Raw genomic sequence first — 20,963 nt, 5'->3', positions numbered from 1 at the left:
TGAGGCTGGAGGTCAGAGAACTGTCTTCAAGGGTTCGGGAATGTAGCGGAAGCCTTCGCCGTGCTTCACGACATGGCCAAGGCCAGGCCAGGGAAAATGGTATCCCATCATCCGCGTACGGTCAGATGTCAGCATGTCGAGCATTCGAATGCGCGTTGCGGCTGCCTGCTTGGCGTCCGTATCAAAGACGAATGTCCCGCGAGGATCTTCTAGCAGCAGAACAGAGTGATGCGCGAGATCGGCGGCGTAGCAGAAGGTTTCGGAGCCGGAGGTAATCATGAACATGGAATGTCCTACAGTGTGCCCCGGCGCCGCAAGTGCCTGGACGCCAGGCAGGAATTCCTGGCCATCCTTGTAAAAGACGATCCGGTCGCGCAAAGGCAATAGGTTTCGGCGGGCAGTTTCGATAAGCGGCTTGAGTTGAGAGCCGAGCTTCACTTCGTCGGTCCAGAAGTCCAGGTCGGCTGAGCTGATATAAATTTGGGCGTTCGAAAACACCGCCTGCCCATTGATGTCGACGAGACCACCGCAATGGTCGGGGTGAGCGTGGCTGATCACCACGGCATCGATATCGCTGGGCGCGATGCCAGCCTTCACCAACGTTGAGCCTAACTTGCCGGGAAGCGGCCCAAAGCTTTTAGAAGTTCCGACCCCGGTATCAAAGACGATGAGTTTGTCTCCTGTGTTGAGAACGAGGACGTTCTGCTCGAGGACGATGTCATCGGTCGGCAAGAAATTACTCTGCAGGAGCTTGGTGATCTCTCCCGGTGGAAACCCGTTGAAGCTGGCTGCGGGTTTACCCATCGGTAGAGGTCCATCTGAGACGACCGTCGCCTCGATCGCGCCAATCATGAAACGATGGAAGGCCGGTGCTTGGGTGCCGAGAAGAGGCGCCCGTGCAGCAGCGCGGTTCGTGAGCAATGCACTGCCGATTCCCGCCGCACCCAGCCTCAAAAGTGATCGTCTATCCAATGTCGACATCTCAGGTCTCCGATTTCGTTGTTCTATTTGAGTGTGACCGGCCTGATATCGGTTGGAACGTTTTGTCAGGCGCGGATCTGCCTGAATATTGATCCGATAGTGTTTTGGAGATAAATAGCACAATACGCCACTTACTCGTAACGAATGGTTTGCAATGGATCGCTTGTCCAGCATGGCTGTTTTCGTAAAGGCCGTCGAAGCCGGCTCGTTCGCCGCGGCAGCTGACGCACTCGACCTATCTGCCCCTATGGTCGGAAAACATGTCAAAATGCTCGAGGACCATCTGGGCGTCCGTCTTATTAACCGTACGACGCGCCGTCAGAGTCTCACCGAAACCGGGCAGTGCTTCTACGAGCGTTGCAAGACAGTGTTGATGGAGGTCGAAGCCGCAGAGGCATGCGCGGCAGAAAGCCGTGCGATGCCGCGCGGCCGGCTGCGTGTGAATGCACCCGTGACTTTCGGCGCTCATTGTCTCGCGCCAATCCTGCCTGAGTATCTGCGCGCCTATCCCGAGGTGTCGGTCGATCTCAGCTTGAACGATCGCATCGTGGACCTTGTCGAGGAGGGCTACGATGCGGTCATCAGGGTCGGGGTCTTGTCGGACTCGACTTTGATCGCGCGTCCTCTGGCGCCTTATCGCTTGGTCGCTTGCGCCGCGCCGAGCTATCTGACTGAACGCGGCACGCCATCGTCACCCATGGATCTTAGTGATCACGAATGCCTTGGATTCGTTCATTGGGCGCCGCGCGGTTCTTGGGAATTCAAAGATGCAAATGGTGCCACGAAAACGGCAGCGATTGCTGCCCGATTGACCACAAACAGCGGTCAAGCCCTCCGCGCGGCGGCACTTGCGGGCTTTGGGATTATCCTGCAGCCATTCGCGCTGGTGGCTGCGGACCTCGAAGCCGGACGGCTGGTCCAACTGCTGCGCGACTACGACCCGCCGTCGCGGCCCATGCATATTCTATTTGCGCCCGACGAGCGGCCTGGCCCAAAGCTCCGCAGCTTTGTCGATTTTATGGTGCAGCGCTTCGGATGAAATGACGAAGGCATCAACCAGCCGCTGCGGCGGCTGAAATCCAAACGGAAGGGCGGGCCTTTTAACACGTCAATCCGATCTCACCCTTCTGCGACCCTCACGATCATATTCGTCCCGCTTGATCGCGACCCTCAAAACATTTCGGCCCGATCTTGCGACCGGGCCGATGTTTCAGAATTTCTCAGCTGCACCCGCTCGTCGCGCCGCAAGTATCGCACTTCTCGCACGTCCCGTTCCGCACCATGGTAAAGTTCTGGCACTCGGAGCAGGAATTGCCGGTGTAGCCCTGGAGCAGCGACTTGGCGCGGCGGTCGGCGGCGAGCTTTTTCGCCTCGGCCGCTTCATTGGCTGCGGTGTCGGTGAAGAGTGCTGTGGTGGCATCGATGGAAGCCGCGTCCTCCTCGAAGGCGATGTCCTCGGCCAATTCCTTGGCCCGCTCCTCATAGTCGCGCTTGTAGGCGACGGCCTCGTCGCTGGCAGGCTTCAGCGCCAGCACGTTGGAGCCGGAGAAGGCGGTGGGTGCCGAGCGGGCAGGGGTGCCGGCGCCGGCAAAGCCCTTCGGCTCGCTGCCGGTCACCCGTGACACCAGCTTCACCGGCGAGGCGCCACGGGTCAGGCCCTTGGAGACCGCGTCCGTCTTGCCTTCGCTGATGCCGCGCCCCAATGCCGTGTTGGAAAAGTCCGACTGGTCGACATGGGCGAGGTCGTTGCGGCCGAGATAGGAGATGGCGAGCTCGCGGAACACGTAGTCGAGGATCGACGTCGCGCTCTTGATGGCGTCGTTGCCCTGCACCATGCCGGCCGGCTCGAACTTGGTGAAGGTGAAGGCGTGCACATATTCGTCGAGCGGCACGCCGTACTGCAGGCCCAGCGAGATGGCGATGGCGAAGTTGTTGAGCAGGCCGCGCAGCGTGGCGCCTTCCTTGTTCATGTCGATGAAGATCTCGCCGAGGCGGCCATCGTCATATTCGCCGGTGCGCAGGAAGATGGTGTTGCCACCGATCTTGGCCTTCTGCGTGTAGCCCTTGCGGCGTCCCGGCAGCTTCTCCTGCTCGCGCGACACGCGCTCGATGATGCGCTCGACGATCCGCTCAGTGATCTGCGCCGCGCGCGCTGCCGCCGGTGCCGCGATCAGCTGCTCGACCGCATCGTCCTCGTCATCGTCGCTGTCGGCGAGCAGCGACGAATTCAGCGGCTGCGAAAGCTTCGAGCCGTCGCGATAGAGCGCGTTGGCCTTCAGCGCCAGCTTCCACGACAGCATGTAGGCGCCCTTGGCGTCTTCCACCGTCGCATCGTTGGGCATGTTGATGGTCTTGGAGATGGCGCCGGAGATGAAGGGCTGTGCGGCCGCCATCATCTGGATGTGGCTGTTGATCGACAGCGAACGCTTGCCGATCTTGCCGCACGGGCTGGCGCAGTCGAACACCGCCAGGTGCTCGGCCTTGAGGAAGGGCGCGCCTTCCAGCGTCATCGCACCGCAGACATGGATGTTGGCAGCCTCGATGTCCTTCTTGGAGAAGCCCAGCGCCGGCAGCATCTCGAACGAGAAATCGTTGAGCTGCTCGTCGGTGAAGCCGAAGGTCTCCTTCACCCAGTCGGCGCCGAGCGTCCACTGGTTGAAGACGAACTTGATGTCGAAGGCCGACTTCAGCGCCGCATTGAGCGCGGCGATCTTCTCATCGGTAAAGCCCTTGGCCTTGAGTGAGCCGGGGTTGACCGCCGGCGCCTGGTTCATGTTGCCGTGGCCGACCGCATAGGCCTCGATCTCGGCGATCTGGCTCTCGGAGTAACCCAGCGTGCGCAGCGCTTCCGGCACGGCGCGGTTGATGATCTTGAAGTAGCCGCCGCCGGCGAGCTTCTTGAATTTCACCAGTGCGAAGTCGGGCTCGATCCCGGTGGTGTCGCAGTCCATGACGAGACCGATCGTGCCGGTCGGCGCAATCACGGTCGCCTGCGCATTGCGGTAGCCATGCTCTTCGCCGAGCTCGATGGCGCGATCCCAGGCGGCCTTGGCGTGAACGGCCAGATCCTGCTGCTTGAGGTCGGAAGCGACCAGCGGCACCGGATTGACGGCGAGCTTCTCGTAGCCGCCCTTTTCGCCGTAAGCGGCGCGGCGATGGTTGCGCATGACGCGCAGCATGTTCTGCGCATTGCGGTCGTAATCGGCAAAAGCGCCGAGTTCACCAGCCATCTCGGCCGAGGTGGCGTAGGCAACGCCGGTCATGATGGCGGTGAGTGCGGCGCAGATGGCGCGGCCTTCGTCGGAGTCATAGGGAATGCCCGACGTCATCAAGAGGCCGCCAATGTTGGCGTAGCCGAGCCCGAGCGTGCGGTATTCGTAGGACTGCTTGGCGATCTCCTTCGACGGGAATTGCGCCATCATGACAGAGATTTCGAGGACGACCGTCCACAGCCGCACCGTGTGCTCATAGGCGGCGATGTCGATCGTGCCGTCGGCATTGCGGTAGGGGAGCAGATTGATCGAGGCCAGGTTACAGGCCGTGTCGTCGAGGAACATGTATTCCGAGCACGGGTTGGAGGCCCGGATCGCACCGGCCGAAGCGCAGGTGTGCCAGTCGTTCATCGTCGTGTTGAAATGCAGGCCCGGGTCAGCCGAAGCCCAGGCGGCGTAGCCGATCTTTTCCCAGAGGTCGCGTGCCTTGAGCGTCTTCAACACCTTGCCATCCTTGCGGGCGGTCAGGTGCCAGTCGGCATCGTCCTCGACGGCGCGCAGGAAATTGTCCTTCAGCGACACCGAATTGTTGGAGTTCTGGCCGGAGACGGTGAGGTAGGCATCCGAATCCCAGTCGGTGTCGTAGGTCTTGAACGACATCGAGGTGTAGCCCTGCTTGGCGAACTGGATGACGCGGTAGATGTAGTTCTCCGGCACCGCAGACTTCTTGGCCGCCTTGATCTCGCGCTTCAGGGCGGAGTTGAGCGCCGGGTCGAAGCAGTCGTCGGCATTGCCTTCACAATTGATGCAAGCCTTCATGATCGCTTCGAGATGCTTCTTGACGATCTTGGAGCCAGTCACCAGCGAGGCGACCTTCTGCTCTTCATTGACCTTCCAGTCGATGAATTCCTCAATATCGGGGTGGTCGGCGTCGACAATGACCATTTTTGCGGCGCGACGCGTCGTGCCGCCCGACTTGATGGCGCCCGCCGCGCGGTCGCCGATCTTGAGGAAGCTCATCAGGCCGGACGAGCGGCCGCCGCCCGACAGCTTTTCGCCCTCGCCGCGGAGCAGCGAGAAGTTGGAGCCGGTGCCGGAGCCGTATTTGAACAGGCGCGCTTCGCGCACCCACAGGTCCATGATGCCGCCTTCGTTGACGAGATCGTCCTGCACGCCCTGGATGAAGCAGGCATGCGGCTGCGGATGCTCGTAGGAGGATTTCGACTTGGTCAGCTTGCCGGTGAACGGGTCGACATAATAGTGGCCCTGGCTCGGACCATCGATGCCGTACGCCCAGTGCAGGCCGGTGTTGAACCATTGCGGCGAGTTCGGCGCCACGCGCTGGGTGGCCAGCATGTAGGCAAGCTCGTCGCGGAAGGCGAGAGCGTCGTCTTCCGACTTGAAGTAGCCGCCCTTGTAGCCCCAGTAGGTCCAGGTGCCGGCCAGCCGGTCAAAGACCTGACGGGCGTCGATCTCGGAACCGTAGCGCTCGGCCTCCGGCAGTTTCGCCAACTCGGCCTCGTCGGCCACGGAGCGCCACAGGAAGGAGGGGACGTCGTTCTCCTCGACCTTCTTCAGGCGCGCAGGCACGCCGGCCTTGCGGAAATACTTCTGCGCCAGAATGTCGGCGGCAACTTGGCTGAACTGCGCTGGCACATCGATGTTATCGAGACGGAACACCACCGAGCCATCCGGATTCTTGATCTCCGAGAGCGCCTTGCGGAATTCGATCTCCGCGTAGGCTGATTGTCCTGGCTTGGTGAAGCGACGCTCGATGCGCATTGGTCCGGTCCCTTTGTGTCTATATATAGCGCTTTTCCCCAGGGATTTCTGCCCCACAAGCCGAAAAACGCAGTCCGCCATTTGCCGGCATTGCGAGCAACGCCGGCACTCTCCTTTTCGCAAGTGCCGGCATGCAGACAGCAATACGCCTTCCCCAGCGTTTGCTCAGGCTGCAGACCGACCCTTGCGGGTCCTCAACTGAAACTTTGATCGATTCCCTCGTTCGAGGGAGGTTCACATTATCTAGCGTCGAGACTGCCTGCAAACACTAAATATAGTGTTAACAGATGATTTCTTCCAGTCCGACAATTCTCCCTTTCGTCACCCAAGCCCCCACGATCCCAACGCTTCCGCCAGCCTCGTAAACAGGCGGAAATCTGGGCAAAAACGCACAAAATCCGGGAAAAAAGACCGGGCTCGAAACTCTCCGGTCGCGCCCTCAACAAGAGCACATGGCACATAAAAGGCGACTCGGTTTGCGTCGTCAAGGATTCGTTTGCGTAGCTTTTGTGACCCCAACATCTTGTGTGTCACATATGTGGATAACGGGGACAGAAAACCGCCTGGGCAGAATTCGCTTGGCGACGATCTCGATCGTCGTGCCCGACCTGAAGCTCAGGCAGAAAGACCCCGATCTGACCGCTCTGGTCAGGCAAGCGCCAGCCGCATCGAGACGCGCCTGGGCTGGCGTCGCGGCGAGGGTAAGCGCCGGCGTTCTTAGCCTTTTCATTTTAGCTGGCGTGCATTATGTCTTGCGCGTCGCGCGGGGGCGCGTCTTGTCAATTCTAAGAGCATCCGTTACGCCCCGCCCATGACAGTTACCGTCCGTTTTGCCCCCTCACCAACCGGCCGCATTCATATCGGCAATGCCCGCACCGCCTTGTTCAACTGGCTGTTTGCCATGAACAACAAGGGCCGTTTCATCCAGCGCTTCGACGACACCGACATTGCCCGCTCGACGCAGGAATTTTCAGACGCCATCCTCTACGACCTGCACTGGCTGGGGATTTTCCCCGATGCTACCGAATACCAGTCGCGGCGCTTCGAGGCTTATGATGCGGTGGTTGAACGGCTGCAGGCGGCCGGCGTGCTTTATCCCTGCTACGAAACCCCTGAGGAGCTCGACCTGCGCCGCAAGGTGCGCCGCACGCGCGGCTTGCCGCCGGTCTATGGCCGCGAGGCGCTGACGCTTTCACAGCAACAGATCGCCGAGTATCGGTCGGATGGCCGCCGGCCGCACTGGCGCTTCCTGCTGCCCAACTTCACCAGCGACCCGCTGCAACCGGAACGCACCGAAGTGCATTGGAACGACCTGGTGCGCGGCAAGGAAACCGTCGATTTGGCGTCACTGTCCGATCCGGTACTGCGGCGCGAGGACGGCACCTATCTCTACACGCTGCCTTCGGTGGTGGACGACATCGATATGGGGGTCAGCCACGTCATCCGCGGCGACGACCACGTCACCAACACCGGCGTGCAGATCGCGCTGTTCAAGGCGCTGGGCGCCGAGCCGCCTGTGTTCGGCCACCACAATCTGTTGACCACGGCATCGGGCGAGGGTCTGTCGAAGCGCAGCGGTGCGCTGTCGATCGAAAGCCTGCGCGAGGACGGCATCGAGCCGATGGCGGTCGCTTCGCTCGCCGTGCTCGTCGGCACATCGGAAAATGTCGCCGCCATACATGACATGCAGGCACTGGCCGAGCGCTTCGACCCTGCGGCCACCTCGAAATCGGCGGCAAAATTCGACCCGGACGAGCTGTTCGTGCTCAACCGCGCGCTCATGCATCATATGCCGTTTTCCGAGGCGCAGGACCGGCTGATGGTGCTCGGCATCTCCGGCGACAAGGCCGAGCCATTCTGGCTGGCTGTGCGCGGCAATATCGACCGGCTAAGCGATGCGGCCGGCTGGTGGCGTATCCTTGCCGACGGGCCGCAGCCCGCGCCGGAGTTTTCCGACGAGGATCGCGACTTCCTGCAGCAGGCCTTCGACCTGTTGCCGGAAGAGCCATGGACCGGCACTGTCTGGAAGGACTGGACGGCCAGGATCAGGGAAGCAAGTGGCCGCAAGGGCAAGGCGCTGTTCATGCCGCTGAGGCTGGCGCTTACCGGACTTGCTTCCGGGCCGGAGCTTGCAGATCTATTGCCGCTGCTGGGTCGGGAAGGAACGCTGGCCCGACGACCCTGACCTTGCGCTGGTCCGGCGGGATCAGCGATACCGGCGACACCACCGGTTTGACGGCAAGGCGCTTGATGGCGTCGCGGTCGAGCCCGCCTTGCATGTTGGCCAGTGTCTCCGGATCGGCGCCAGGATCGGGCTTTGCCGCCGGCAGCGGAATGAAGGGCGTCGTCTCAACATCAGGCTGCGATTGCTCGGGCGGTGGCGGGTTGCCGCCGATGATCTCGAAATTTCCAGCCTGCGCATTGCAGCCGCAGGCCGGCGGCCGCGACATGTTGGGCTGTTTGTAGAGATAGGCCGTCGGCAATTCGCTGTAGGGCCTGCCGGTTACCGACGAGGTCATGTTGGCCGAATCGTCATCCATGCCGCTTGAATAGAACACCTGCATCTCGGTGCCGGGGCAGCTCGATTCGCAGTTCTTCTGGTCGCGCTCGAAATCGCCGAGCGAGGCCGAATTCGACATCGGGAAGAAATAGCCGTCGCAGGTGCGCACGCAGCTCGTATGGAACTCGCCGACCGCCGGGAAATCCGGAACGCCGGGCAGGTTGAGCACGCGCCGCACATTGCGCTCCTCGCCGGGATCGTCGGGATCGTCGAGCGTGTCGACCTGCCTGTTGCCGCCGAAAAGCTGGTCGAACAGGTTGCCGTCGTCCGGTTCGCGGCTGGCTTCCTGCACCGGCTCCTGCCGTCGCGGCGCAACCGGCTCGTCGCGGCAGCCATTGGCGTCGAGCGCGGCCAGGATGCGGCCGCGGTCGCGCCTCGAGTCGCCGCCGGCAAGCTGGGCGCGCTTGGCTTGCAGCGCGTCGAGATTGGCGTTCATGCGATCGAGGGATCTGTTGAGGGCTGCGCATTCGCTGACGTTGCGTGAAAACAGCGAAAAACCGCAATTCGCATCGCTCGCACGACCGCGCACCTTGTCGAGCTGTTCGAGCTGGCGGGCGATGGCGTTGTCATATTTCCGCACCATGCCGGACTTGCCGCCGCCATTGGATGCAGAAGCAAGCTCGGCTTCCAGCTGCCGGCAGACGCGTGAAGCGGCTTGCGGCTGAGTGGTGGTGACGGCCGAAAGCACAAGCGCGCCAAGCAGCGCAGCCATCTGCGTCAGCTTCCACCTTCCGCCGCCCGTCATTGCCAGAGACCCCGCTTGCCTGCCTGTCGCGATGCTACCGGATTCGCGGTTAACCGTTCCCTCAATCTACAGCCAAAGATGGTCTTAGCCCATAGACGCGGTGCAAGAGGCGTTTGGCGAAGGCCGCAACTGCCCGATCTCACCGCTGCATGAAAAAGGCGCAATCGCTCGGGAAATATCCCTCGATCCAGCAATGCTCGGGGACCTGGCATGACCACGTTTTGCCGTCGAACCGCACTGCAGTTCGGTCTGTTGTGCATGGCGGCGCCCGCCTTGGTGCGGGAGGCATGGGCCGCGCCGGACTGGCACAGCAGATTGGTCGAAGCCGCGCGCGAGCAGATCGGCGTCACCACCTTCTACGACCCGACCTATGTCCGCCTCGACTATCCCGGCGGCGATGTCGCGCCGGATCGGGGCGTGTGCACCGACGTCATCGTGCGCGCCTATCGCCGCGCCTTCGGGCTCGACCTGCAGAAATTGGTGCACGAGGATATGGCCGCAAATTTCTCTGCCTATCCCAAAACCTGGGGCCTGAAAGCGACCGACCGCAACATCGACCACCGCCGGGTCGGCAACCTTGCCGCCTTTTTCGGGCGCAGGGGTGTTTCTTTGCCCGTGAGCGAGGATCTCGCCGACTTTCAACCGGGCGATCTCGTCACCCAGATGCTGCCCGGCAACCTGCCGCACATCGTCATTGTCTCATCCGACCATTCGGCGGACGTGCCGGAAAGGCCACTGGTCATCCACAATATCGGCGCGGGCGCTCGGCAAGAGGATACGCTGTTCGCTTTCAGGCAGACCGGGCATTACCGCTTTGCGCCCGCCTGAGGGGCTCAGCTGAAATCGACCACCGCCTGCGCCTTGTGCGCCGCCTCGACCACCGCCAGCGCCGTCATGTTGACGACGCCGCGCGAGGTAACCGACGGCGTCAAGATATGCGCCGGCTTGTCGGTGCCGAGCAGGATCGGTCCGACATGCAGCGCATCCATCATCGTCCTCAGCGCGCTGAGCGTGATGTTGGCGGAATCGAGGTTCGGGAACACCAGCAGATTGGCCTCGCCTTTCAGACGCGAATGCGGATAGACGCGCTGGCGAAGATGCTCCGACAGAGCGGTGTCGGCGTGCATTTCGCCGTCGCATTCCAGGTCGGGCGCAACGCGCGCCAGGATTGCCGCCGCCTGCCGCATCTTCAGCGCGCTGGGTGAATCGCGCGAGCCGAAATCCGAATGCGACAACAGCGCTGCCTTGGGCTCGATGCCGAAGCGCTGGATTTCCTCCGCCGCCAGAATGGTCATTTCGGCGATCTCTTCCGCCGTCGGGTCGACCGAGACATGGGTGTCGGTCAGGAAGATGATGCCGCGCTGCGAGATCAGCATCGACAGCGTCGACAGATCGCGGTCGTTGACGCCGGGGCGCGCGCCGATGACCAGCGTCACATTGCGCAGATGCCGCTCGAAACGGCCTTCGAGGCCGCAGACCATGGCGTCGGCGTCGCCGCGTTTGAGGGCAAGCGCTGCGATCACCGTATTGTCGGTGCGCACCATGGTGCGCGCGGCCTCCGTCGTCACCCCGCGCCGGCCGGCAAGTTCGATCAACAGGTCGACATAGTGACGGTAGCGCGGATCGTCCTCGGGGTTGATCAGGCCGAAATCGACGCCCGGCTTGATGCGCAGGCCATAGCGCTTCAGCCTGACCTCGATGACATGCGGGCGGCCGATCAGGATCGGTTCGGCGATGCCTTCCTCCAGCACCACCTGGGCTGCGCGAAGCACGCGCTCATCCTCGCCATCGGCGTAGATGACGCGCTTGGCGGTCGACGCCTTGGCCGAGGAAAACACCGGCTTCATCACCAGGCCGGAGCGGAAGACGAAGCGGTTGAGCTGGTCGATATAGGCGGCGAAGTCGGTGATCGGCCGGGTCGCGACGCCGGTATCGCAGGCGGCTTTTGCCACCGCCGGCGCGATGCGCAGGATCAGGCGCGGGTCGAAGGGCGAGGGGATCAGGAAATCGGGTCCGAAGATCGGCGTCTCGCCGGAATAGGCGCGTGCCGCGACGTCGGACGGTTCCTCGCGGGCAAGGGCGGCGATCGCCCGGACCGCCGCCATCTTCATCTCCTCATTGATGGCGCTGGCGCCGCAGTCCAGTGCGCCGCGGAAGATGTAAGGAAAGCACAGCACGTTGTTGACTTGATTGGGAAAATCCGAGCGGCCGGTGCAGATCATGGCGTCCGGCCGGGCCGCGCGCGCCGCCTCCGGCATGATCTCGGGATTGGGGTTGGCCAGCGCCAGGATCAGCGGTTTCGGCGCCATGTGTTGCAACAGTTCCGGCTTCAGCACGCCGGCGGCCGACAGGCCGAGGAAGACGTCTGCGCCCGGGATCACATCGGCCAGCGTGCGCGCCTCGATGTCCTTCACATAAGGGTCTTTCCAGCGGTCCATCTCCTCGGTGCGGCCCTTGTAGGCGACGCCGAAACGGTCGGTGACCCAGATGTTTTCGACCTTGGCGCCGAGCGAGACCAAAAGATTAAGGCAGGCAAGCGCGGCAGCACCGGCGCCCGAGGTGACGATCTTGATGTCCGAAATTGTCTTGCCGGCGAATTCCAGCCCGTTGAGCACGGCGGCGGCGACGATGATGGCGGTGCCATGCTGATCGTCGTGGAATACGGGAATGCCCATGCGAGCCTTCAGTTGCGCCTCGACCTCAAAGCATTCCGGCGCCTTGATGTCCTCGAGGTTGATGCCGCCGAAGGTCGGTTCCAGCGCGGCGATCGTCTCGACCATGCGTTCGATCCCCGGCGCGTCGATCTCGATGTCGAAGACGTCGATCCCGGCGAATTTCTTGAACAGCACCGCCTTGCCTTCCATTACCGGTTTGGAGGCGAGCGGACCGATATTGCCGAGGCCGAGCACGGCCGAGCCGTTGGAGACGACGCCGACCAGATTGGCGCGCGCCGTATAGTCGGCGGCGGTCGCCGGATTGTCGCGGATTTCGAGGCAGGGGGCGGCGACGCCCGGCGAATAGGCCAGCGCCAGGTCGCGCTGGTTGCCGAGCGGCTTGGTTGCCTGGATCTCGAGCTTTCCCGGTCTTGGATGCTTGTGGAAGTAGAGGGCGGCTTCGTCGAGGTCCGAACGTGCCGTTTTCTTGTTCTCGCCTTCCATGCGGCCGCTCCCTCAAACCTGCTGTGTTCCGAGTCCTTTTAGCATGCGACCAAGGTTTGTCGCGACGCTAAATGACGCGTCGTCAGCATTCTGCCGCGGTGCGTCGAAAGTCCCGTTGCATCAGATGCTTATGCCGATTTCATCGCGAACGACTCCTGCTGCTTCGCAGGCGCGTCGGTCAAAAGGCGCTGACGTAGAGGCCGCCATCGACCGGGATGTTCTGGCCGGTGAGATAGCCGGCATGGACCGAGCACAGGAAGGCGCAGATTTGGCCGAATTCTTCCGGCGTGCCGAGCCGCTTGGCCGGGACGTCGGCGCTGATGCGGGTCTTGCGCGCCGCGGCAGCAGTCGGGTCTTCCGTCGTGCCGGCCTCATGCGGGCCGCGCAGCCGGTCGGTGTCTAGCTTGCCCGGCAGCAGGCTGTTGATGGTGACATTGCGGTCGATCACCGTGCGCGCCACGCCGGCCAGGAATGAGGTCAGGCCGGCGCGCGCGCCGGACGAAAGGTCGAGGCCGGGGATCGGCACGTAGACCGACAGCGAGGTGATGTTGACGATGCGGCCGAAGCCGCGCTTGGCCATGCCGTCGATGACGGCCTGCACCAGCTCGATCGGCGTCACCATGTTCTGCGTCACGCCTTCGAGGATCTTCGTGCGGTCGAGCTCGCGGAAATCGCGCAGCGGCGGGCCGCCATTGTTGTTGACCAGGATATCGGGGTCGGGGCAGGCTGCCAGCAGCGCCTTCTGCACTTCGGGTTTCGAGACGTCGCCGACGATCTCGGTCACCTTCACGCCGTAGCGTTCGCGCAGTTCGGCGGCGGTTTTCGCCACCAGTTCGGCATTGCGACCGTTGACGACGAGATCGCAGCCGGCCTCGGCCAGCGCCATGGCGCAACCGCGGCCGAGCCCCTTGCTCGAAGCGCAGACAATGGCTTTCTTGCCCCGAATACCGAGATCCATGACGATTTTCTCCGTTTGATTGGCGCGCACGCTAGCTCTTTGGCTGGCCCAATCGCAACCGTCATACGGTTGTTGCATGAATCGGGGCATAGCCTGCGCGAAAGCAACGGTGACGATCTGATGTCCAGCACAGAAACCCGCACTTTCCGCAGCATGTTCATTTCCGACCTGCATCTCGGATCGAAGGCGGCCAAGGCCGAGTTCCTGATCGATTTCCTGCGGTATCACGACGCCGATATCATCTATCTCGTCGGCGACATCGTCGACGGCTGGCGGCTGCGACGCAGTTGGCATTGGCCGCAGAGCCACAATGACGTTGTCCAGAAGCTGCTGCGCAAGGCGCGCAAGGGCACCTCGATCACTTACATCGCCGGCAATCACGACGAGTTCGCGCGCCAATTCCAGGGCGTGCATTTCGGCGGCATCGTCGTTGCCGACCGCGCCATCCACGAAACCGCCGACGGCAGGCGCCTGCTGGTCATCCATGGCGACCAGTTCGACACCGTCGTCCACAACCAGCGCTGGCTGGCCTATCTCGGCGACTACGCCTATGACGCGGCCATGATGGTCAATCGCGTGGTGACCAAGCTTCGCCATCTGCTCGGCCTTCCCTACTGGTCGTTCTCGTCCTGGGCAAAGGGAAGGGTCAAGAGGGCGGTCAATTTCATCGGCTCGTTCCAGACCGTGCTCTCCGACGAGGCGCGCCGCTCGCATGTCGACGGCGTCATCTGCGGTCACATCCATCATGCCGTAATCGAGAATTACGGCGATGTGCAGTACATCAACACCGGCGACTGGGTAGAGAGCTGCACGGCTGTGGTCGAGCATTTCGATGGCCGGATGGAGATCATCAACTGGGCGAAAATCCTGCCCGAAGCGCCGGACGAGCCCTTCATCCCGATGCTGATCGACGACAGGGTCGTCGAAGCGGCGTGAACCCCTGTTAATCGGTTAGTCCAGGCAGTTTCGACTCGCATTGCCTCATGTTAAGGGATCGATCTGCGTTGCAGCCCTTTGTGCAACGTAATTGGATCGATTCATGTCGCTGCCGCCACTGTCTCCCGAACAACTCGTCAAGCCGCGCCATTTCGAACTGCGCATGAGCCTGATATTCGCGACACTCTTCGTGTCGCTGGGAACGCATCTGCCGTATTTCCCGCTCTGGCTGCAGGCCCAGGGTTTTCATGCCGAGCAGATCGCCATCATCCTGGCGGCGCCGATGTTTTTGCGCGTGGTGACAACGCCGCTGCTCACCGCGCTTGCCGACCGCGCGAAGGACAGGGCCAATGTCTATATCGCGCTGGTGGCCGCGACCATGCTGCTTTCCGCTGGCTATTTCCTTAAGCCGACCTACGCCATGGTGCTGGCCGTATCGCTGGCACTGACGGTGGTGTGGACGCCGCATTTGCCGATCGCCGATTCGCTGGCGCTGTCGGGCGTGCGCCGCTTCGGCTCCAACTACACCGCGATGCGAAAATGGGGCTCGATCTCCTATCTCTGCGCCAATGCCGCGGGCGGTTTCATCCTGTACTGGACAAGTGTGCAAGCCGTGCCGGTGATCATTTTCGTTTCGCTTGCGGCCGCACTCGTCGCCGGGCTGCTGGCGCCGCGGCTTGGCCGCCCACGCCGGGCCTCGCCGCTGTCCGCCACCGACATCCAGCATTCGGCGCCCAGCCTTCTCAATCCGTACTTCCTCTATTTCACCCTCGGTGTCGGCATCATCACCGCCAGCCATGCCTTCCTCTACGGCTTTGTCTCCATCTACTGGAAGTCGATCGGCATCAGCGGCTCCGTCATTGGCCTGCTATGGGCCTGGGGCGTCGTAGCCGAAGTCTGCATGTTTTTGTTTTTCAATCGTATTTTCGCCTCCGTATCGGTCGTCAAGGTGATGCTGATCGCCGGCATCGGCTCCATCGTGCGCTGGATCGCCTTTCCGCTGATCTGGCCGCTCGGGCTTGGCGTTATCGGCTTCTTCGGCGTCCAGACCTTGCATTCGGTGTCGGTGGCGATGGTGCTGATCGGCCTGCAGAAGATGATCGGCGAGACCGTTTCGGAAGAGCGCACGGGCGCCGCGCAGGGCATCGCCTATTTCTTCAACGGCTTCTTCATGGCAGCGGTGACGCTGGCTTCCGGCCCGCTTTACGAGCGCTACGGCGTTGACGGCTTCCTGGCGATGATCCCGATCGCCATCATCGGCCTGGCGCTGATCGGGCTCGCCGCGCGTTCAGCCCCACAGCATCCTGTCAGGCGGTGAGACGAGCGACCCCTCGTAGACGAGCCCGGGCTGCCGGTCGCGCGCCAAAAGCAGCGGACCGTCGAGATCGGCGAACTCGGCACCTTGCGCCAAAAGCACCGCCGGGGCCATCGCCAGCGAGGTGCCGACCATGCAGCCGACCATCACCTCAAAACCCAGTTCGCGAGCGCGGTCGCGCAGGGTAAGCGCAGCAGTCAGGCCGCCGGATTTGTCCAGCTTGATGTTGACGGCGTCATAGAGGCCGACAAGGGCTTCGAGGTCCTTCGCCTCGTGCACGCTTTCATCTGCGCAGATCGGCACGGGGTGCGCGATGTGGCGCAGGCGTGCGTCACGCCCGGCCGGCAGCGGTTGCTCGATCAACGCGATGCCATGCTCGGCCGCAAAAGCGAGATTCGCGACGATGTTATCATCGGTCCAGCCTTCATTGGCGTCGAGGATGATGCGGCTGCCGGGCGCCGCTTCGGTCACGGCGCGGATGCGGGCCATGTCGTCGTCGCCGCCGATCTTGACCTTGAGCAGCGGCCGCCCGGCATTGGCGCGGGCTTGCGCGGCCATCGCCTCCGGCTCGCCCAGCGACAGCGTGTAGGCTGTCTCCAGCGCCGACAAGGACACGGCGTGGATGGCGTCCGCCACCGCTATGCCGCTCATCTTCGCCTCCAGGTCCCACAAGGCGCAGTCGATGGCGTTGCGGGCAGCACCCGCCGGCATCACATCCAGCAACGCGGTCCGGCTGATGCCGTCTTCTATCTGCCGGCGCATCGCCTGGATGGCGTCTCGCACGCCATCCATGGTCTCGCCATAGCGCTTGTAGGGGACGCATTCGCCCCATCCGCGATTGTCTCCATCGCTGATAGTGCAGGTGATGACTTCGGCTTCGGTCTTCGATCCGCGTGAGATGGTGAAGGTGCCGGCGATGGGAAAACGCTCGGCCTCAACCGAAATGACACGCGCCATAATTTTCTGCTCCGGCTATGCAACATCAGCCTGTCGGCAAATCGACAGGTACGACCCGTCAGGCTAAACAGGACGCCATGTTGACCATCGGCAAACGCGACGCAAGCGGCAACGCCGCCAAGGAGGCCGACCACCAGCCCCGCGTCGCGGTCGGCGAGGAGGGCGGCGTCCTCGGTTGCGCTTTCTCCGGAATTTGGACGACATCGACAGTGGCGCTGATCGACGCCGAGATGCGCAAGATCGAACAGCGCAAAGGCTTTCAGACGTTGGCGTTGGACCTTTCTCATATCGAGAAGATAGATACGGCCGGGGCCTGGCTGATCGACCGCCTGGTCAGCGTCTTCGAGAAGAAGGGCGTCGAGATCAAGATGCAGGGGCAAAGCGATGTCGCCTCGATCCTGCTCGGCGCCGTCGGCGAAGCCGTCCGGCGCGAGCCCGAATCGGGTCGTGTGCGGCGCCCCAACATCATCCTTCGAGGACTGGAGGCAGTCGGCCGCCGCGTCTATGAGATGCGCGACGATTTCCTCGCCTCGATGAACATCCTGGGCGCCACCATCGGCGGCGCGCAGATGAAGCTTGGGCGCGGCCATGCCATCAACCCGGCGGCGATCTTCAACCAGATCGATCGCATGGGTGTCGGCGCCATACCGGTGGTGGTGCTGATGTCGGCCATCGTCGGCGCCATCGTCGCCCAGCAGGGCGCCTACCAGCTCAACTATTTCGGCGCCAACATCTTCGTTGTCGATCTGGTCGGCGTGCTGATCCTGCGCGAACTCGGCGTGCTGATGACCGCAATCATGATCGCCGGACGCTCCGGCAGCGCTATCACCGCCGAGATCGGCTCGATGAAGATGCGCGAGGAGGTCGACGCGCTGAAGGTCATCGGTCTCAATCCGATCGGCGTGCTGGTGTTTCCGCGCCTGGTGGCGCTGGTGATCGCGCTGCCCTGTCTCACCATTATCGCGAATTTTGCAGCCCTTGGCGGCGGCATCATCGCTGCCTGGCTCTATTCCGGCATTGCGCCATCCGCTTTCATCGACCGGCTGCGCGGCGCGATCGATATCAGCACCATATTCGCCGGCCTGATCAAGGCGCCGTTCATGGCCATGATCATCGGCACCATTGCTTCCGTAGAAGGCATGAAAGTCGGCGGCAGCGCCGAATCGCTGGGGCTGCACGTCACCGCCTCGGTGGTGAAGTCGATCTTCGTCGTCATCATCCTCGATGGCCTGTTTGCCATCTTCTACGCCTCGATCGAGTTCTGACATGAAGAACTCAAAGGCGATCAAGGCTGCGCAAGGAACGGACGAGAGCGATATCGTGCTCTCCGTTCGTGACATCACGGTTTCCCTGGACGACAAACTGATCCTCGACAAACTGGCGCTCGACATAAAGCGCGGCGAGATCCTCGGTTTCGTCGGCGCCTCGGGCGCCGGCAAATCGGTGCTGCTGCGCACCATTCTCGGCCTGCTGCACAAGCAGGCTGGCACGATCAAGCTGTTTGGTCTCGACCTCGACAAGGCCAGCGACATCGAGCGGTTGCGCATCGACATGCGGCTTGGCGTGCTTTTCCAGCATGGAGCGCTGTTTTCGGCGCTCACAGTGCAGGAAAACGTGCAGGTGCCGATGCGTGAATATCTCGATTTGCCGAAGAAGCTGATGGACGAGCTGGCCTTGCTCAAGATCGAACTGGTCGGCCTGCCGCCGGACGCGGCGCAAAAATTTCCCTCGGAGCTTTCGGGCGGCATGATCAAGCGCGCCGCCCTGGCGCGTGCACTGGCGCTCGACCCCGACATCGTCTTCCTCGACGAGCCGACGTCCGGCCTTGACCCGATCAGCGCGTCCGAGTTCGACGAATTGGTGGTCAAGCTGCGCGATACGATGGACCTGACGGTCTACATGGTGACACACGATCTCGACACGCTGTTTACCGCTTGCGATCGGGTGGCGGTGCTCGGCAACAAGAAAATCCTGGTCGAAGGCACGATCGACGACATGCTGAAGAGCGAGGAGCCGTGGGTAAAATCCTATTTCCGCGGAAAACGCGCCCGGCAACTTGATCTTGCGGCGCGCGCATAGCCATAAGTGGGGCAATGGAAACCAGAGCCAACTACGTAATTGTCGGCGTTTTTACCCTGGCTGCGATCCTGGCGGCCTTCGCGTTCGTCTATTGGACCGCTCAGATCGGCGATCGGGGCGAGACGGCGCAGTTGCGCGTGCGCATTCAGGGTTCGGCCTCAGGCCTCGGCCCCGGCAGTCTGGTGTTGTTCAACGGCGTCAAGGTCGGTGTGGTCAAGCGTGTCTATTTCGACCGCAATGACCCGAATGCCGCTATTGCCACGACTGAGATCGACAAGACAACGCCGCTTACCAAATCGACGCAGGCCGATATCGGCATCGCCAGCCTTGCCGGCCAGGTCAACATCGAATTGAAGGGCGCCAACCCCAAGGAACCGAACCTGCTTGAAGAGGCGGAAAAGGAAGGCAGAACCGCTGAGATCGTCGCTAACCCCTCTGCCGTCAACAATCTTTTGCAGACGGCGCAGAACATCTTCAGCCGTGCCGATAGGGTGCTTTCGGATCTCGAAGGTTTCACCAAGGATGTGCGCGGGCCGCTGACACAGACCGTCAAGAACGCCCAGACATTCTCCGATGCGCTGGCCAAGAATGCCGACGGCATCGACAAGTTCCTGACCGCCGTCAGCGCGCTGTCGGACGAGTTGAAGGATGTTTCCGGCAAGCTAGACGGTACGCTGAAGGCCGCCGAAGGCCTGCTCAATGCCGTCGACAAGGACAAGATCAAGAGCATCGTCGCCAATGTGGACACTGTGACGGGCAACCTGAAGGAAACCTCGAAGCAGCTCGACGGCGTGATCAGGAACGTCGATACCGCTGTCGGCTCGGTCAACGATTTCGCCAAGCGGACGCAAGGCACGCTGGCCAAGGTGGACAATGTGCTCGACGGCATCGATCCGGCGCAGGTGCGCGTAGCACTGGCCAACATTCAGTCGGCCAGCGAAAATGCCAACCAGGCCGCAGCCGACATCGCCAAGGTGACCGACAAGTTCGCCGACCGGGCCGACGACATCGACGAGACGATCAAAGACGCCAAACAGCTTGCGGCGCGCCTCAACGATGCCTCGGTGCGCGTTGACGGCATCCTGAAAAGGGTCGACACGCTGCTCGGTTCGGGCCAGGCTGACGGCGTGATGGCCGATGCCAGGGACACGCTGAAATCGTTCAAGCAGGTCGCCGACACGCTGAATGCGCGGCTTGGCACCATCACCGACAATCTGGCGCGATTCTCCGGCCAGGGCCTGTCGAATGTCGAAGCGCTGGTCCAGGACAGCCGGCGTTCGATCAGCCGGATCGAAGAGGCGGTGACCGATCTCAGCCGCAACCCGCAGCGCATCCTGACGGGTGGCGACGGCGAGGTTCGGCAGTTCGATGGCAGGGCGCGGCGTTGACTTCCGTGCCCGCCCACCGCAAGAAGTTGAACCGCGAATGCGGGTTGGTCTTACGGTCCGGGGACAACGGGGATCGCGCGTGACGTTCAGCTTGGGTGGGTATAGATCTGCTGTCGTGTTGCTTGGCTTGACCCTTGCTGGTTGCGCGGCATTGGGAGGCAAGCCGGCGCCGCTCGATACGTTCGAGCTGTCCGCACCCTCAATCGACGCGCATGGCCACAGCCGCCGCCAGATCCTGATCGCCCAGCCATCCGCGCTCAAGGCGCTGGACAGCCAGAACATCGTCATCAAGCCGTCCGACCGCTCGATCCAGTATCTGAAGGGCGCGCAATGGGCCGACCGGCTGCCGCTGATCGTGCAGGCAAGGCTCGCCGAAACCTTCCAGCGCTCCGGCAGCTTTGCCGGCGTCGGCAAGCCGGGCGAGGGGCTGGCGATCGACTATCAGGTGATGGTCGAGATCCGCTCCTTCGAAGTCCGCGTCAATGGCGGCGAGCATGCCGAGGTCAACCTCTTCGTGCGCATCCTGAACGACCGCAACGGCGAGGTGCGCGCCTCAAAAAGCTTCACTGCATCCGCTCCGGTCTCGGGCAGCGGCAACCCAGCCTATGTCAGCGCGCTCGACAACGCCTTCGGCGAGGCGGCGAAGGATATCGTGCGCTGGACGGATTCCGTGATCTGAGCCAGCCTAGGCTTCAAAGCGATCGTGCGCGCAATCAGCTTAGACAAAGCATCGACTTAAAGATCGTCGGTCTGCGCTGCCCCTCATTGCCCTGCCGGACGGTCGTCATTCGAAAAGCCAAGCAGTTGGCTTTTCGTCCGCATCGCGGACCATTCCTCAACCCCCCGTATAGTGACGGGGAGAAAGACGCCATCATGGCCGCCTTCGCCAACT

15 protein-coding genes are annotated in these 20,963 nt (G+C 62.4%); 9 read left to right on the top strand and 6 right to left on the bottom strand.

Annotated elements, in window-relative coordinates; all coding sequences use genetic code 11:
* Positions 1–12 precede the first annotated feature (12 nt).
* The gene (locus tag AC1D1L_RS07975; RefSeq protein WP_477340285.1) at positions 13–981 is read right to left on the bottom strand and encodes an MBL fold metallo-hydrolase; all 969 of its coding nucleotides are present in this window, start codon (positions 979–981) and stop codon (positions 13–15) included.
* A gap of 154 nt (positions 982–1,135) precedes the next feature.
* Here AC1D1L_RS07975 and AC1D1L_RS07970 point away from each other — a divergent pair, with 154 nt between their 5' ends.
* A complete protein-coding gene (locus AC1D1L_RS07970) occupies positions 1,136–2,020 on the top strand; it encodes a LysR family transcriptional regulator (protein WP_352586752.1) in 885 nt (294 codons plus the stop codon).
* A 181-nt stretch (positions 2,021–2,201) separates the two neighbouring features.
* Here the strand turns inward: AC1D1L_RS07970 and AC1D1L_RS07965 are convergent, their stop codons facing one another.
* On the bottom strand, positions 2,202–5,975 hold the full coding sequence (locus AC1D1L_RS07965) for a vitamin B12-dependent ribonucleotide reductase (protein ID WP_477340283.1): 3,774 nt from the start codon (positions 5,973–5,975) through the stop codon (positions 2,202–2,204).
* 811 nt (positions 5,976–6,786) lie between these two features.
* On the opposite strand from AC1D1L_RS07965, the gene gltX reads away from it, so the two are divergent.
* Positions 6,787–8,160, top strand: coding sequence for a glutamate--tRNA ligase (gene gltX, locus AC1D1L_RS07960; RefSeq protein WP_477340281.1), 1,374 nt, complete (start codon positions 6,787–6,789; stop codon positions 8,158–8,160).
* On the opposite strand, the gene AC1D1L_RS07955 is transcribed toward gltX, so the two are convergent.
* Complete coding sequence (locus tag AC1D1L_RS07955) at positions 8,078–9,280, bottom strand: DUF2865 domain-containing protein (protein ID WP_477340279.1); 1,203 nt, start codon at positions 9,278–9,280, stop codon at positions 8,078–8,080. The genes gltX and AC1D1L_RS07955 overlap by 83 nt on opposite strands.
* Before the next feature lie 210 nt (positions 9,281–9,490).
* Between AC1D1L_RS07955 and AC1D1L_RS07950 the strand changes: the two genes are divergently transcribed.
* Positions 9,491–10,108 (top strand): DUF1287 domain-containing protein, encoded by a 618-nt coding sequence (locus AC1D1L_RS07950; protein WP_477340277.1) that lies wholly within the window; start codon positions 9,491–9,493, stop codon positions 10,106–10,108.
* A gap of 5 nt (positions 10,109–10,113) precedes the next feature.
* Here AC1D1L_RS07950 and AC1D1L_RS07945 read toward each other — a convergent pair whose 3' ends face one another.
* Together AC1D1L_RS07945 and AC1D1L_RS07940 are read right to left on the bottom strand one after the other, a co-directional pair.
* The gene (locus AC1D1L_RS07945; protein WP_477340275.1) at positions 10,114–12,438 is read right to left on the bottom strand and encodes an NADP-dependent malic enzyme; all 2,325 of its coding nucleotides are present in this window, start codon (positions 12,436–12,438) and stop codon (positions 10,114–10,116) included.
* Positions 12,439–12,616: 178 nt separating this feature from the next.
* Positions 12,617–13,396, bottom strand: coding sequence for an SDR family oxidoreductase (locus tag AC1D1L_RS07940; RefSeq protein ID WP_436259768.1), 780 nt, complete (start codon positions 13,394–13,396; stop codon positions 12,617–12,619).
* 120 nt (positions 13,397–13,516) lie between these two features.
* Here AC1D1L_RS07940 and AC1D1L_RS07935 point away from each other — a divergent pair, with 120 nt between their 5' ends.
* On the top strand, positions 13,517–14,332 hold the full coding sequence (locus AC1D1L_RS07935) for a UDP-2,3-diacylglucosamine diphosphatase (RefSeq protein ID WP_112561808.1): 816 nt from the start codon (positions 13,517–13,519) through the stop codon (positions 14,330–14,332).
* A 103-nt stretch (positions 14,333–14,435) separates the two neighbouring features.
* On the top strand, positions 14,436–15,650 hold the full coding sequence (locus tag AC1D1L_RS07930) for an MFS transporter (protein ID WP_477340272.1): 1,215 nt from the start codon (positions 14,436–14,438) through the stop codon (positions 15,648–15,650).
* On the opposite strand, the gene dgcA is transcribed toward AC1D1L_RS07930, so the two are convergent.
* A complete protein-coding gene (dgcA, locus tag AC1D1L_RS07925) occupies positions 15,621–16,604 on the bottom strand; it encodes an N-acetyl-D-Glu racemase DgcA (protein WP_477340270.1) in 984 nt (327 codons plus the stop codon). The genes AC1D1L_RS07930 and dgcA overlap by 30 nt on opposite strands.
* 77 nt (positions 16,605–16,681) lie before the next feature.
* Between dgcA and AC1D1L_RS07920 the strand changes: the two genes are divergently transcribed.
* The 4 genes from AC1D1L_RS07920 to AC1D1L_RS07905 are packed head-to-tail and all read left to right on the top strand — an operon-like array spanning position 16,682 to position 20,750.
* Positions 16,682–17,869, top strand: a complete 1,188-nt coding sequence (locus tag AC1D1L_RS07920) for an MlaE family ABC transporter permease (RefSeq protein WP_436259772.1) — start codon at positions 16,682–16,684, stop codon at positions 17,867–17,869.
* A gap of 1 nt (position 17,870) precedes the next feature.
* A complete protein-coding gene (locus AC1D1L_RS07915; RefSeq protein ID WP_477340268.1) occupies positions 17,871–18,683 on the top strand; it encodes an ABC transporter ATP-binding protein in 813 nt (270 codons plus the stop codon).
* A gap of 14 nt (positions 18,684–18,697) precedes the next feature.
* Positions 18,698–20,071: an MlaD family protein gene (locus tag AC1D1L_RS07910; RefSeq protein WP_477340266.1), complete on the top strand. Its 1,374-nt coding sequence runs from the start codon at positions 18,698–18,700 to the stop codon at positions 20,069–20,071.
* Between the two features lie 37 nt (positions 20,072–20,108).
* A complete protein-coding gene (locus tag AC1D1L_RS07905) occupies positions 20,109–20,750 on the top strand; it encodes an ABC-type transport auxiliary lipoprotein family protein (RefSeq protein WP_477340264.1) in 642 nt (213 codons plus the stop codon).
* Positions 20,751–20,963 lie beyond the last annotated feature (213 nt).

It is taken from the genome of Mesorhizobium sp. P2_D6, from assembly GCF_056404315.1.
This window is presented reverse-complemented; position numbering and strand designations above follow the sequence as displayed.